This is a genomic window from Streptomyces pinistramenti (assembly GCF_020564935.1).
GTDB classification, from domain to species: Bacteria; Actinomycetota; Actinomycetes; order Streptomycetales; family Streptomycetaceae; genus Streptomyces; species Streptomyces pinistramenti.
In genome coordinates this window covers 1-14367 of the sequence record NZ_JAJCXB010000068.1, presented here as the reverse complement: position 1 = coordinate 14367, position 14367 = coordinate 1, and the positions used below count along the sequence as shown (strand labels likewise).

Annotated in this window: 10 protein-coding genes and 1 pseudogene; 2 read left to right on the top strand and 9 right to left on the bottom strand. The window is 72.1% G+C overall.

All coding sequences use genetic code 11. From position 1 onward, the window contains the following. The first annotated feature begins 66 nt into the window (after positions 1-66). Positions 67-1350, top strand: a complete 1284-nt coding sequence (locus LIU39_RS30555) for an MFS transporter (protein ID WP_227050186.1) — start codon at positions 67-69, stop codon at positions 1348-1350. Between the two features lie 142 nt (positions 1351-1492). Here the strand turns inward: LIU39_RS30555 and LIU39_RS30550 are convergent, their stop codons facing one another. The 3 genes and pseudogenes from LIU39_RS30550 to LIU39_RS30540 form a co-directional block, all read right to left on the bottom strand. After that, positions 1493-1711 carry an acyl-CoA carboxylase epsilon subunit gene (locus LIU39_RS30550; protein ID WP_227050196.1) on the bottom strand — a complete coding sequence of 73 codons (219 nt, stop codon included), beginning with the start codon at positions 1709-1711 and terminating at the stop codon, positions 1493-1495. A gap of 58 nt (positions 1712-1769) precedes the next feature. Further along, a pseudogene (locus tag LIU39_RS30545) lies at positions 1770-3350 on the bottom strand (acyl-CoA carboxylase subunit beta); the annotation flags it as partial. A 239-nt stretch (positions 3351-3589) separates the two neighbouring features. Next, positions 3590-6007 (bottom strand): polysaccharide lyase 8 family protein, encoded by a 2418-nt coding sequence (locus LIU39_RS30540; protein WP_227050185.1) that lies wholly within the window; start codon positions 6005-6007, stop codon positions 3590-3592. A gap of 205 nt (positions 6008-6212) precedes the next feature. On the opposite strand from LIU39_RS30540, the gene LIU39_RS30535 reads away from it, so the two are divergent. Next, positions 6213-6839, top strand: coding sequence for a YceI family protein (locus tag LIU39_RS30535; RefSeq protein ID WP_227050184.1), 627 nt, complete (start codon positions 6213-6215; stop codon positions 6837-6839). Between the two features lie 93 nt (positions 6840-6932). Here the strand turns inward: LIU39_RS30535 and cimA are convergent, their stop codons facing one another. The 6 genes from cimA to LIU39_RS30505 form a co-directional block, all read right to left on the bottom strand. Next, complete coding sequence (gene cimA, locus LIU39_RS30530; protein WP_227050183.1) at positions 6933-8588, bottom strand: citramalate synthase; 1656 nt, start codon at positions 8586-8588, stop codon at positions 6933-6935. A 348-nt stretch (positions 8589-8936) separates the two neighbouring features. After that, entirely contained in the window at positions 8937-10274 is a 1338-nt protein-coding gene (locus LIU39_RS30525) for an MFS transporter (RefSeq protein WP_227050182.1), read from the bottom strand. An 80-nt stretch (positions 10275-10354) separates the two neighbouring features. Continuing rightward, positions 10355-10999: a TetR/AcrR family transcriptional regulator gene (locus LIU39_RS30520; protein ID WP_227050181.1), complete on the bottom strand. Its 645-nt coding sequence runs from the start codon at positions 10997-10999 to the stop codon at positions 10355-10357. A 36-nt stretch (positions 11000-11035) separates the two neighbouring features. Continuing rightward, positions 11036-12076 (bottom strand): agmatine deiminase family protein, encoded by a 1041-nt coding sequence (locus LIU39_RS30515; RefSeq protein WP_227050180.1) that lies wholly within the window; start codon positions 12074-12076, stop codon positions 11036-11038. A 66-nt stretch (positions 12077-12142) separates the two neighbouring features. Next, on the bottom strand, positions 12143-13867 hold the full coding sequence (locus LIU39_RS30510; protein ID WP_227050179.1) for an urease subunit alpha: 1725 nt from the start codon (positions 13865-13867) through the stop codon (positions 12143-12145). Further along, positions 13864-14367 (bottom strand): urease subunit beta (locus LIU39_RS30505; RefSeq protein WP_227050178.1); only part of this gene is annotated, 504 nt, incomplete at its 5' end. The genes LIU39_RS30510 and LIU39_RS30505, both read right to left, overlap by 4 nt.

The window sequence follows — 14367 nt, the reverse complement described above, 5'->3', positions numbered from 1 at the left end:
ACACCACCCCCACCCCGACCCGCCGTCGGCCCCCTGGCGCCGGCACCCGCACCACGGAGGCGCGACATGGCCCCACCCCCCTTCCTCGACCGGATCGGCATCCCCAAGCCGCTGGTCTTCGGCTACCTCGGCGTACTGCTGTTCATGGTGGGCGACGGCGTCGAGTCCGGCTTCATCGCGCCGTACATGGCCGGCCACGGCGCGGGCACCGAGGTGCACGCCTCGTACGTGATCACCGCGTACGGCGTGACCGTCATGCTCGCGTCCTGGCTGTCCGGCGCGCTCTCCGACCTCTGGGGGCCGCGGCGGGTCATGCAACTCGGCCTGGCCATCTGGGTCGTCTTCGACATCCTCTTCCTGACCCTCGCGCTCGGCCCGCAGAACTACACGCTGATGCTGGTCTTCTACGGCCTGCGCGGCTTCGGCTACCCGTTGTTCGCCTTCGGCTTCCTCGTCTGGATCACCGCCACCGCACCCAAGGCCCGCATGGGCACCGCCGTCGGCTGGTTCTACGTCGCCTTCACCGGCGGACTGCCCACCCTCGGCTCCCTCGTCGCCGGCGTGACCAACCCGCTGTTCGGCCGCTTCGGCACGCTGTGGGTCGCGCTCGGCATCATCGCCATCGGCGGCGCGTTCTGCATGCTCGGCGTCCGTGAGCGCACCGGCTTCGCGCGCCTGGCCCCGGCCGAGGTCCGCCCCGTGCAGTCCCTGCTCTCCAGCCTCTCGATCGCCTGGACGCACCCCAAGGTCGCCGTCGGCTGCGTCGTGCGCATCATCAACACCGCGCCGGAGTTCGGCTTCCTGGTCTTCCTCCCCACCTTCTTCTCCAAGGAGCTGGGCTTCGGGGAAGGCCGCTGGCTGACGCTGCTCGCCGTCATCTACGGCACCAACGTCTTCTGCAACCTGCTCTTCGGCGTGATCGGCGACAAGATCGGCTGGCGCAAGACGATCGCCACCTTCGGCGGCATCGGCTGTGCGGTCACCACCCTGACCCTGTACTTCGTGCCGAAGGCCGTCGGCAGCCACTACTGGGTCGCCATCGTCGTCGGGATGCTCTACGGCGTGACGCTGGCCGGCTTCGTGTCCATCTCCGCACTCATCCCCGCGCTCGCCCCGGACAACAAGGGCGGGGCGATGGCGCTGCTGAACCTGGGAGCGGGCGGGGCGGCGTTCGTCGGGCCCGCCATCGTCAGCATCTTCCTGGAGCCGCTCGGGCCGTCCGGCGTCGTGATCATCTTTGCCGGCCTGTACGTGGTCGCGGCGCTGCTGACGCTGTATCTGAAGATTCCCGATGAGCAGGCGGGGGCTGCGGCGGAGCCGGGGGTGGGGGCGGAACCGGTGCGCGCCTGAGGAGAGTTGGCCGGCGCGAGGCCGGTTACGGAGGTCCGCCCGCTTGCGCGGGTGGGCCTCTGGTGTGTGTGGCCGGGCGCACGGGGAAAGACGTCGGCCCCGCCTCCTCTTCGGGATGCGGGGCCGACGTGGTGCGTGCGGGTCAGCGCTGCCAGCTGGTGGCGCCGTGGAAGCCGTGCTGGCGTTCCAGACGGCGCCAGCGGGCGGCCGTGGCGTGGGGGTGGGCGATGGCGGTGGCGGTGGCCGGCTGGTGGGCGGCACGGGCCAGGAGGACGGCGGTCAGGGCGGCGAGTTCTTCCTCGCTGGCCTGGCCCTTCTCCACGCGGATCGGGTCGTTCTTCAGGGTGTCGGCAGGGTTCACGTTCGTCTGTCTCCGTCGTCGCGGTGGGCGCAGTGCCGGGTGCGGGTGCGGGTGGCTCCTGGGGCGGGTTGCCGTGCTTGCGGGCGGGCAGGTCCGCGTGCTTGGTGCGCAGCATGTCCAGTGAGCGGATGAGGGTGTGGCGGGTCTCGGCGGGGTCGATGACGTCGTCGACCAGGCCGCGTTCGGCCGCGTAGTACGGGTGCATCAGCTCGGACTTGTACTCCTTGACCATGCGCACCCGCATCGCCTCGGAGTCGTCGGCCTCGGCGATCTGCTTGCGGAAGATGACGTTGGCCGCGCCCTCGGCGCCCATCACCGCGATCTCGTTGGTGGGCCAGGCGTAGGTGAGGTCGGCGCCGATGGACTGCGAGTCCATGACGATGTAGGCGCCGCCGTACGCCTTGCGCAGCACGATGGAGATGCGCGGGACGGTGGCGTTGCAGTAGGCGTAGAGCAGCTTGGCGCCGTGCCGGATGATGCCGCCGTGCTCCTGGTCGACGCCGGGCAGGAAGCCGGGGACATCCAGGAAGGTGATGATCGGGATGTTGAAGGCGTCGCAGAGCTGGACGAAGCGGGCCGCCTTCTCGGACGCCTCGATGTCCAGGACGCCGGCCAGCGACTGCGGCTGGTTGGCGACGATGCCGACGACGCGGCCGTCCAGGCGGGCCAGCGAGCAGATGATGTTGGTCGCCCAGCGCTCGTGGACTTCGAGGTATTCGCCGTCGTCGACGATCTCCTCGATGACCTTGCGCATGTCGTAGGGGCGGTTGCCGTCGGCCGGGACGAGGTCCAGGAGGGTGTCGCCGCTGCGGTCCGCGGGGTCCTCGCAGGCGACCGTCGGCGGGTTCTCGCGGTTGTTGGACGGCAGCAGGGAGAGGAGGTAACGGACCTCTTCGAGGCAGGTCACCTCGTCGTCGTAGGCGAAGTGCGCGACGCCGGAGGTCTCGGCGTGCACGTCGGCGCCGCCCAGGCCGTTCTGGGTGATCTCCTCGCCGGTGACGGCGCGGACGACGTCGGGTCCGGTGATGAACATCTGCGAGGTCTCGCGGACCATGAAGACGAAGTCCGTCAGCGCGGGGCTGTAGGCGGCGCCGCCCGCGCAGGGGCCGAGCATGACCGAGATCTGCGGGATGACGCCGGACGCCTTGGTGTTGCGCTGGAAGATGCCGCCGTAGCCGGCCAGCGCCGAGACGCCCTCCTGGATGCGGGCTCCCGCGCCGTCGTTCAGGGAGACCAGCGGCGCACCCGCCTGGATGGCCATGTCCATGATCTTGTGGATCTTGGTGGCGTGGGCCTCACCGAGCGCGCCGCCGAAGATCCGGAAGTCATGGGCGTAGGTGAAGACCGTCCGGCCGTGGACGGTGCCCCAGCCGGTGATCACACCGTCGGTGTACGGCTTCTTGGACTCCAGTCCGAAGCCGGTCGCACGGTGCCGCCGCAGCGGCTCGACCTCGTTGAACGAACCCTCGTCCAGGAGCAGCTCGATCCGCTCCCGGGCGGTCAGCTTGCCCTTGGCACGCTGAGCTTCGGTCGCACGCTCGCTGGGGCCTCGCCGAACCTGCTCACGGATGGCGTGCAGCTCGGCGACGCGCCCGCGGGCGTCGGTGGCGCCGGCGGGCACATCTTCGACAGTGGTCATGCATCGACGGTACGTGGGCGAGGGCCCCGGGACCGATGTCGGTTTCTCACAACGTCGGGTGCGATTTGGTGGGCAGGCAGCACAGAAGAGAAGGGAAGCGTCCTGCACGCGGGAGGGGGGCACTCGTCCGATCGGGTGTGCCGGGGGTGAGTGGTCTGTATGGGGCCGACAAATCCTGGGCGGGAGATGTGGTGGGCCTGCGGGTTGTGCGGGGCGCCGGGGTCCGGTGGTGCGAACGGTCAGGGCAGGGTGACGGTGCAGCGGTACGTCGCGCAGGCGGTGCCGGGGGTGACCCGTAGCCGCAGGGTGCGGCCGGTGGCCAGCACCTCGACGGCCGGGTCGTGGGCGGACACCGCGCGCACCGGGCGGTGCCAGGTGATCTCCAGCGGGGTTCCGGAGCGGTCCGGCGCGGCGAGGTACAGGCGGGCGGAGCGGGCGCCGCCGTGGCGGGTCTCGCGCAGGAGGACGCTCACCGGGCCGTCGGCGGCCAGCGGGCCCGCGTGGCCCGGCTGCCAGAAGTTGACGGCGGTCAGGCCGAGCGCGGGGACACAAATGGCCTGCCGGGCGCCGCAGTTGGCGAGGACGGTGAGCCAGCGCCGGTCGGCGGCGCGGGCGGCGGTGGCGTGCGGGGTGGCGCCGGGCATCAGGAGGTACGCGTAGCGGGCGTCGGCGGGGTCGGTGCCGTGGTCGTGCCAGAGGGTGAGGTAGCGGCGGGTCAGGGGGGCGGCGGACGAGCCGGTGTTGATGTCGTGCCAGGAGCCGGTGCGGTCCTCGCGCAGCGCGTGCAGCGGGGCGCCGCCGGGGAAGACGTAGCCGCCGTGGCCGGCGAGGTGGGCCCAGTGTGCGTTCGGGAAGGTGACGGTGCGGCCGGTGCGGGGCGGCTGCCTGTGGCCGTCGACGGTGAGGGCGGCCTCGGGGTCGGCGCCCAGTGCGCGGTTGTCGACGACGGTCTCGGCCGGGACGCCGTCGCGTGCGGTGATGCCGGCGCCGAGGCAGACGTCGGTGTCGGCGAGGAAGAACCAGGACTTCTTGGCGGTGAGGGTGGAGGCGAGGCCGCGCAGGTGCTGTCCGACGGCCGCGTACGTGCCGTCGGTGGTGCCGCCGACCCAGCGCACGTCCGGTTTCGGCTCGCCCCAGCCGCCGCCCTCGTCGTCGGCGAGGCGTTGGGTGGAGACGGTGGTGCCGGGCAGGCGGTAGGGGTCGACGGTGGGCCAGTAGGCGTCGGTGTACTGGCCGCCGCCAAAGGCCCCACCCCACCAGGAGAGCATCCCTGCGCCGGTGTGCCAGCCGCGGCGGTTCTCGCCGTTGCCGTTCTCGTAGTACGTGATGCGGTCGGACGCCATGGCAAGACCCGCGGCCCAGCCGGGGCGGCGGTGGACGGCGCGGTCCATGGCGGGGAAGAGGCGGTGGCCGACGGGCTCGGGGGCGGCTGGGGCCGGGCCGTCGAGGATGGCGGCGATGCGGGCGAGGTCGGCGACCTGGTACTGCCGGTCGGTGCGGATCGGCAGGGTGCGGTCCCGTGCGGCCCAGCCCTTGATCATGCCGTGCCAGCGGGCGCGCTCGGCGGGGCTCGCGGCCTGTCCGAGCAGCGCGACGGCGGCGATCAGGGCGTGCCCGTGGTAGTGGTCGCTGCGCAGCACCCGGTGTTCGTCGCCGCGCAGGGCGCCGCGGCTGATGGCCCGGCCGTTGACCATGTCCATCATCAGGCCGTTGTGGAGCAGCGGCGCGTACGCGTGCTCGACGCTGTCGATGATGAGCTGCCCGGCCGGGTCGGTGACCGCCCAGGGTGATCCGTCGAGCAGCGTGAGGAGGCGGCCGATGCCGTCCAGCAGGACGTAGCCGTAGGTGCCGGAGTAGGCGACCCAGGTGTGCTGGATGAAGGAGCCGTCGGCGTAGAGGCCGTCGCCCTCGGTGACGTGGGGGAAGACCGGCGAGAGGGCGTCGCGGGCGCGGGCGAGCTCGGCGGGGTTGCGGCCGATGATGCCGCGGAGGGCGACGACGCGGCACAGGTCGACGCGGTTGGCGCCGGTGCTGGTGCCCGTGTAGTCGCCGAGGGCGGAGTCCGGGACGAAGTGGTCGACGGCGGCGAGGTAGCGGGCCCTGCGCCGGTCGGTGAGCGGGCTGCCCGCGGGGTGGTCGTCGAGGAGGGCGACGGTGTCCAGGAGGAGCTTCGGGCTGCCGATCTGCCAGTCCCACCAGTTGCCGTAGGGGGTGGTGGCGGGGTGGTAGACGGTGGCGTCGAGGTGGTCGAGGCCGGTGACGACGGCGGTGGCCAGTCCGGCGTCGCCGGTGAGGCCGGTGCCGGGCTGGGCGTACGCCTGGGCCATGGTGTTCAGGCGGTCGTAGCTCTTGGTGATGCCGCTCGACGGGTCGAGGGGCAGGCCGGGCCAGAGCGCCGTGGCGGTGGGCCGCATCGTGGTGCGGTATCCGGCGGCGAGGGTGCCGGTCTCCTTCAGCGCTGCGGCGTACGGCTCGGCGGCGGGGTCGAAGCCGGTGCCGAGGGTGAGGCCGGTCCACCGGGCGCGCAGGGTGGCGAAGACATCGGCGGGCGGGGCGTGCGCCGGGGTGCGGGACGGGACGGCGGCCGCGAGGCGCAGGGTGCTGCCGGTGGTGACGGCGAGGAATCCTCTGCGGGACCAGGAGGGCGGCTGGGGCACGGCGGGTCCTCTCGATGGCGTCAACTGGCCTGTGGCGCTGACCACTTGAGAGTGTTGTGCCGGTTTAGCACGGCATGAGGGACGGCGACAACGGGCGTGCCGTGACGGCGTGGCGGCGCACCCAACCAAGAGGTTGAACATTGAACTAGATGCCGCTAGGGTTCATCTCGTTGAAGGTTAAACAAGCCGTCTTTGAGGAGGAGCCATGGCTCTGTTCCACCGCAAGCGCCCCGGAGCCCCCGCCGCCGCAGGCAGCACCGCCCTCGTCGAGGCGGACCCCGCACTCGCCGCGCTGACCGGCGACTACACCATCGACCCTGCGCACAGCAGCATCGGCTTCACGGTCCGGCACGCCATGGTCACCAACGTCCGCGGCGCCTTCGGCGAGCACGAGGGCACGCTCCGCCTCGACGGCACCGACCCGGCCCGCTCCACCGCCTCCCTGGACGTGCGGACCGCGGGTGTGGACACCGGCGTCGCCGACCGCGACGCGCACCTGCGCGGCGCCGACTTCTTCGACTCCGAGACCTTCCCGCTGATGACCTTCCGCAGCACGGCGGCCGAGCAGGTGGCGGGCGACCGCTTCCGCATCACCGGCGACCTGACCATCAAGGACGTCACCAGGCCGCTCACCATCGACCTGGAATTCCACGGCGCGGCCACCGACGTCTACGGTGCCGAGCGGGTCGGCTTCGAGGGCCGCGCCGAGATCCTGCGCTCCGACTGGGGCCTGACCTGGAACGCCGCGCTGGAGACCGGCGGCGTGATGGTCAGCGACAAGGTCAGGCTCACCTTCGACATCTCCGCGGTCAAGGCGGCCCCCCAGGGCTGACCGGCCCGGGACCGAAGACACCGCGGCCCCGCGCCCGCCCCTCCCCCGGGGGCCGTGGCGCGGGGCCGCGGTCGTGCCGTGTGCCGGCGCGCGTTACTCCTGCGGCTGCGCGCCCGCCCGCAGCAGGCCGTAGGCGTAGGCGTCGTCCAGGGCCTGCCAGGAGGCGGCGATGACGTTCTCCGCGACGCCGACGGTGGACCACTCGCCGTTGCCGTCGGTGGTGGAGATCAGGACGCGGGTGATCGATCCCGTGCCCTGACGGCCTTCCAGGATGCGGACCTTGTAGTCGACCAGCTCGATCCTGGCGAGCTGCGGGTAGATCCGCTCCAGGCCGACGCGCAGCGCCCGGTCCAGGGCGTTGACCGGGCCGTTGCCCTCGGCCGTGGCGACGATCCGCTCGCCCTTGGCCCACAGCTTCACGGTCGCCTCGTTGGCGTGGGTGCCGTCGGGGCGGTCCTCGACGATCGCCCGCCAGGACTCCACCCGGAAGAACTTCGCGGCCCGGCCCAGCGCACCGTCCCGCTCCAGCTCGTCGCGGAGCAGCAGCTCGAAGGAGGCGTCGGCGGCCTCGTACGTGTAGCCCTTCAGCTCACGCTCCTTGACCCGCTCGACAACCCGGCCGACCAGTTCGCGGTCGCCGCCCAGGTCGATGCCCAGCTCCTTGCCCTTCAGCTCGATCGAGGCGCGGCCCGCCATGTCGGAGACCAGCATCCGCATGGTGTTGCCGACCAGCGCCGGGTCGATGTGCTGGTAGAGGTCCGGGTCGACCTTGATCGCCGAGGCGTGCAGCCCGGCCTTGTGCGCGAACGCGGAGACGCCGACGTAGGGCTGGTGGGTGGAGGGCGTGAGGTTGACGACCTCGGCGATGGCGTGCGAGATGCGGGTGGTCTCGGCGAGCTTGCCGGGCGGCAGCACGGCGCGGCCGTACTTCAGCTCCAGGGCCGCGACGACCGGGAAGAGGTTGGAGTTGCCGACCCGCTCGCCGTAGCCGTTGGCGGTGCACTGCACGTGGGTGGCGCCGGCGTCGACCGCGGCCAGGGTGTTGGCGACCGCGCAGCCGGTGTCGTCCTGGGCGTGGATGCCCAGGCGGGCGCCGGTGTCCGCGAGGACGGTCCGTACGACGGCGGCGACCTGGGCGGGCAGCATGCCGCCGTTGGTGTCGCAGAGCACGACGACGTCGGCGCCGGCCTCGCTCGCGGTGCGGACGACCTGCTTGGCGTAGGCCGGGTCCAGCGCGTAGCCGTCGAAGAAGTGCTCGCAGTCGAGGAAGACCCGGCGGCCCTGGGCGCGCAGGTGGGCGACGGTGTCCGCGACCATCGCGAGGTTCTCGTCCGGCGTGGTGCGCAGCGCCAACTCCACGTGCCGCACATGGGACTTGGCGACCAGCGTGATGACCGGGGCCTGCGACTCCAGGAGCGCTGCGACCTGTGCGTCGTCCTCGACCCGCACGCCGGCCTTGCGGGTGGCGCCGAAGGCGACGAGCTGGGCGTGCCGGAAGTCGATCTCGGTGCGGGCGCGCTGGAAGAACTCGGTGTCCCGGGGGTTGGCGCCGGGCCAGCCGCCCTCGATGAAGCCGACGCCGAAGTCGTCCAGGTGCCGGGCGATGGTGAGCTTGTCGGCGACGGTCAGATTGATGCCCTCGCGCTGGGCACCGTCGCGCAGCGTCGTGTCGAACACGTGGAAGTCGTCGGACGGCAGGCCGGGGGCCTCGGTGTCCGTGGACGATTCGGGTTCGGGTGCGTCCGTCATGCTGGTCTGACTCCTGTCGGGATCTCGGTCTACCGGAATGACCGGCTCCACCGTCCCTCCATGTTCCCTCGCGCTCCCCTTCCGGCGGCAGGTGGGCCGGAAACGAAAAAACCTCTCGCGGGTGCGAGAGGTCTGCGCGCGGGTCTGGGACGACGGTGGCCGCGTCGTACTCGGTTCGTACGAGCGGTCACTGCGGACCGGCGCGCCTGCTGCCAATAATCATGGCCAACGAGAGCACGGCCGCAGTCTGGCACGGCCGGAGCGGCGCGGGGTAGCCGGTCTCACGATGCGGGCGGCCGACGCCCCGGGCCGGCTGCGGGGGCGCCGGCCCGGGGGCAGGGGCGGAGGTCAGCCGACCGTCACCGCGCCGGTCTCCTTGCCGCCCGGAGTGCCCGCCGCTTCGCTGCCGTCCTTGCCGACGCGGTGCAGGTCGATGGTGCGGGTCTCGCGCATGCTGAGGTAGACGACCAGCGAGACGGCGGCGCAGCCGGCGACGTACCAGTAGTAGCCGGACTCGATGCCACCGTTCTTGAACCACAGCGCGACGTACTCCGCGGTGCCGCCGAAGAGGGCGTTGGCGATGGCGTACGGCAGGGCGACGCCGAGCGCGCGGATGCCGGTCGGGAACAGTTCGGCCTTCACGCAGGCGTTGATCGAGGTGTAGCCGGTGACGACGACCAGCGCCAGCAGGGACAGGCCGAGAGCCGGCCAGAACGTTCCGGCGTGCCGCAGCAGGGTCATGATCGGCACGGTCAGGAAGGTCGAGCCGACGGCGAAGGTGATCAGCAGCGGGCGGCGGCCGATCCGGTCGGACAGCTTGCCCGCGAGCGGCTGCAGGCACATGAAGAGGAACAGCGCGCAGAAGCTGACCAGCGAGGCGGTCGACTTGTCCATCCCGGCGCTGTTGGACAGGTACTTGGTGAGGTAGGTCGTGTACGTGTAGTACGCGACGGTGCCGCCCATGGTGAGCGCGATGACGAGGAACGCCTCGCGCTTGTGGGCCAGCAGGGCCTTGAGGGTGCCACGGTCGGGGTCGGCCGCCGCCTGGTCGTCCGCGGCGTAGACCTCGGTCTCCAGCATGGTGCGGCGCAGGTAGAAGACGATGGCGGCGCCCAGCGCTCCGATGATGAACGGGATGCGCCAGGCCCAGCTGTGCAGCGCCTCGTCGGACAGGGTGCGCTGGAGCACGATCTGGAGGCCCAGGCCGAGCAGTTGGCCCGCGGTCATCGACACGTACTGGAAGCTGGAGGCGAAGCCGCGGCGGCCGGGCGCGGACGCCTCGGTGAGGTAGGTGGCGCTGGCCGCGTACTCGCCGCCCACCGACAGGCCCTGGAGCATCCGGGCGATGAGCAGGACCACGACGCCGCCGTAGCCCGCGGTGCCGTACGTGGGGGCGACGGCGATCAGGATCGCGGAGGCGGACATCAGGGTGACGGTCAGCGTGAGCGCGGCCTTGCGGCCCTTGCGGTCGCCGACCCGGCCCAGCACCCAGCCGCCGACCGGGCGCAGGAAGAAGCCGACGGCGAAGATCCCCATGGTGTTCATGAGGTTGGCGGTGTCATTCCCCTTCGGGAAGAACGCGTCCGCGAAGTACACCGCGAAGCTGGCGTAGACGAACCAGTCGAACCACTCGACCATGTTGCCGGCCGAGCCGACCCAGATCTTCTTCCATTGCTCTCGTCCCATAGCCGCTCACGGTCGCTGACGCGCGGGCCTTCGGCAAGAGCCACCGCAGCAACGATCACGCGTACTTGCGTGCTTTGAGGTCACGGAGCCGCGGTGGTCCCGGGCGGCAGGACCGGCGGCAGGGACAGCGATTCGTCCAGGAACTCCCGTACGTGGGCGCGCACTTGCTCCCGGTCGGTGCCGGGCAGGCCGACCACGAGGTGGGTGCCGAAGCCGTCGAGGAGGGCACGGGTGCGGGTGGCGAAGCGTTCGGCGTCGACGGGGCGGAACGCGCCGTGCGAGATGCCTTCCACGAGGAGGGCGGCCAGGTCGCGGTGCCAGGCGAGTTCGAGGTCGAGCTGGCGCTCGCGGGTCTCGTCGTCGGCGTTCTGCGAGCGGTTCCAGACCTCCAGCCACAGGGTCCAGCGGGGGTCGCGGTGGCCGTCGGGGAGGTAGAGGTCGATCAGCGCGTCCAGCCGCTCGCGGGGCGGCAGGCGGCGGGAGAGGGCGGCCCTGCGCTCGGCGCCGAGCTGCTCCTCGCTCCACTGGAGGGTCTGGAGCAGCAGCTCGTCCTTGGTGCCGAAGTAGTACAGGATGTGGCCGCTGCTCATCCCGACCTCGCGGCCCAGGCCCGCCATCGTCAGCCCGTCGAGCCCGTCCGCAGCGATGGTGGCCATGGCAGCGGCGAGTACCTGTTCGCGGGGCTGGCTGAGCCGCCGCCTGGGACGGCGTACGGGAGCGGGCACGGGTGCCTCCGGGTCGGCTGGTACTGCGGCCTGGGGTCAGACCTCGGGCTGTTGCTGGGTGATGCAGTGGATGCCGCCACCCGACGCAAAGATCGTACGGGCGTCGACCAGGGTCACCGTGCGGTCGGGGAAGAGCCCGCGGAAGATGTCGGCCGCCTGCTCGTCGCGCGGGTCGTCGAAGGCGCAGAGCACCACGCCGTCGTTGCAGAGATAGTGGTTGATGTAGGAGTAATCGACGAGTTCACCGTCCTCCTCGATGACGGTGGGCGCGGGCACCTCGACGACCTCCAGGCGGCGGCCGCCGGCGTCCGTGGCCGCCCGCAGCAGCGCGGCGATGTCCTGGCAGATGGCGTGGTCGGGGTGGCGGGGGTCCGGCTGGCTGTGGACGAGGACGGTGCCGGGGCGGGCGAAGGCGGCGACGATGTCGACGTGGCCGCGGGTGCCGAACCGCCCGTAGTCGGCGGCGAGTCCGCGCGGCAGCCAGATCGCCTTGGTGGTGCCGAGGTGCGCGTGGATCCCGGCCTCGGCCGCCTCCTTGCCGAGCCCGGGGTTGCGGCCCGGGTCGAGCTGCACGGTCTCGGTGAGCAGCACGGTGCCCTCGCCGTCGACGTGCAGGCCGCCGCCCTCGTTGACCAGCGGCGAGCGGTACGTGCGGGCGCCGGCCAGGCCCGCGACGTAGGAGCCGATCTCCGCGTCGTGCTCCCAGCGGGCCCAGTCCTGGGCGCCCCAGCCGTTGAAGACCCAGTCGGTGGCGGCGAGCCGGCCGTCGCCGTCGGTGAGGAAGGTGGGGCCGATGTCGCGCATCCAGGCGTCGTTCAGGGGCCGTTCGACGACCTCGATGTCCGGTCCGAGCAGGGTCCTCGCCTGCGGGGCCAGGCCGGGGCCCGCGACGACGGTGACCGGTTCGAAGCGGCGTACCGCGCGGGCGACCGCGGCCCAGGCGTCGCGTGCCTCTGCGAGCGTCCCGTCGGCCTCCTCGCCGAACGTGAAGTTGGCGCCGGGCCAGGCCATCCAGGTGCGCTCGTGCCGGGCCCACTCCGGGGGCATGCAGAAGCCGTCGGCGGCGGGGGTGTTCATGCGGGGGTCCTCACGGTTCACGGTGACGGGAAGTCGTCGGGCGGGGCGGCGGTCGGCGGCCGCCGGTTACAGGAAGTACAGCCGGGAGAGCGAGACGGTGTCGGCGGGCTCCGAGCGCATCGGGTCGCCGTCGAGGGTGACCAGGCCGCTTCGGGCGTCCACCTGGACGTCGCCGAGCCGGGAGTTGTGGACGAGGTCGCCGGGACCGATGCCGCGGGTGCCGCGGACGGCGGCCCGGCGGCGGCGGGTGGGCAGGCCGTCGCCGCCCGCTTCGGCGGCGGCGCGGGAGACGAAGGCGACGGAGATCTCCGCCGGGGTGGCCCCGTGCGCGCCGAACTGCGGTCCCAGCACGAGCGGTTCGCAGGTGTCGGTGGCGGCGTTGGGGTCGCCGGTGACGCCGTACGCGGGGAATCCCGACTTCAGGACGAGCTGCGGCTTGGCGCCGAAGAACTGCGGCAGCCACAGCACGAGGTCGGCCATCTTGCCGACCTCGATCGACCCGATCTCGTGCGCCAGTCCGTGCGCGAGCGCAGGGTTGATGGTCAGCTTCGCGACGTAGCGCAGCACCCGGGCGTTGTCGTCGTGCGGGCCGTCGCCCGCCAGCGGGCCCAGTTCGGCCTTCATCTTGCCGGCCATCGCGAAGGTACGGCGGACCGTCTCGCCGGCCCGGCCCATGCCCTGGGCGTCGGACGAGGTGATGCCGATCGCGCCGAGGTCGTGCAGCACGTCCTCGGCGCCCATCGTGCCGGCCCGGATGCGGTCGCGGGCCATGGCGGCGTCGCCCGGCAGGTCGGTCTTGAGGTCGTGGACCGAGACGATCATGCCGTAGTGCTCGGCGACGGCGTCCCGGCCGAAGGGGAGGGTGGGGTTGGTGGAGGAGCCGATGACGTTCGGGACGCCGGCCATCTTCAGGACGTTGGGGACGTGCCCGCCGCCGCAGCCCTCGATGTGGAAGGCGTGGATGGTGCGGCCTTCGAGGACGGCGAGGGTGTCCTCGACCGAGAGGCATTCGTTCAGGCCGTCGCTGTGCAGCGCCACCTGCACGTCGTGCTCCTCGGCGACCCGCAGCGCGGTGTCCAGGGCACGGGTGTGCGCGCCCATGTCCTCGTGCACCTTGAAACCGCAGGCGCCGCCCTCGGCCAGCGCCTCGATGAGCGGCGCCTCGCCGGATGACGAACCGCGGCCCAGGAAGCCGATGTTGACCGGCCAGGCGTCGAAGGCGCCGAACGCGTGGCCCAGCGCCCAGGGGGAGTTGACGCCGACGCCCCAGACCGGGCCGAATTCCTGGCCGATGACGGTGGTGACGCCGGAGGCGAGGGACGCCTCCATGATCCGCGGGGACAGCAGGTGGACGTGGGTGTCGACGGCGCCCGCGGTGGCGATCATGCCCTCGCCGGAGACGATGGACGTGCCGGTGCCGACGACGACGTCCACGCCGTCGAGGGTGTCAGGATTGCCGGCCCGCCCGATCGCGCTGATCCGGCCCTCGCGGATGCCGATGGACATCTTGCGGATGCCCTGGATCGCATCGATGACCAGGACGTTGCTGATCACCACGTCGCAGGTCTCGCGGACGGACGCGGCCTTGAGGTGCAGCCCGTCCCTGGCGGTCTTGCCGAAGCCGGCCAGGAATTCGTCGCCGGGCTTCTGCGAGTCCGACTCGACGCGGACGACCAGGCCCGAGTCGCCGAGGACGACACGGTCGCCGGCCCGCGGGCCGTGCACCGAGGCGTACTCGTGCGGATCGACGCCGCCGCTGACGGTCTTCGTGTGTGCGCAGTGCTCGCTCACGCCTGCTCCTCCACTCCCAGATAGCCGCAGGCGGCCGCCCGCCGCAGCGCTTCCGCCCTGGTGCCCGGCGCGTCCAGCGGCCCGTCGACGAGACCTGCGAAGCCGATCGCGATCCGGTCGCCGCCGATGGGCACCAGGCCGACCTCCGACGCGCCGCCCGGGTCGAACCGCACGGACGAGCCTGCCGGTACGCACAGCCGCATGCCGTAGGCGGCGGCGCGGTCGAACTCCAGCCGGGGGTTGGCCTCGAAGAAGTGGAAGTGCGAGGTGACGCTGACCGGCACGGTGGCGGTGTTGCGCACCGCGAGCCGCAGGGCCGGTACCGGTTCGGCGTCGGCGGGCCCGGGGAGCAGCGCGCCGGGCGCCCGCTCCCCCGCCCCGCCGCCGCGTATCGGGTCGCTGACCACCGCGAGCCGGGAGCCGTCGTCGAAGACCGCCTCCACATGGACCTCGGTGACCACATCGGCCACACCGGGCAGGACATCGTCCGGGCCGAGCAC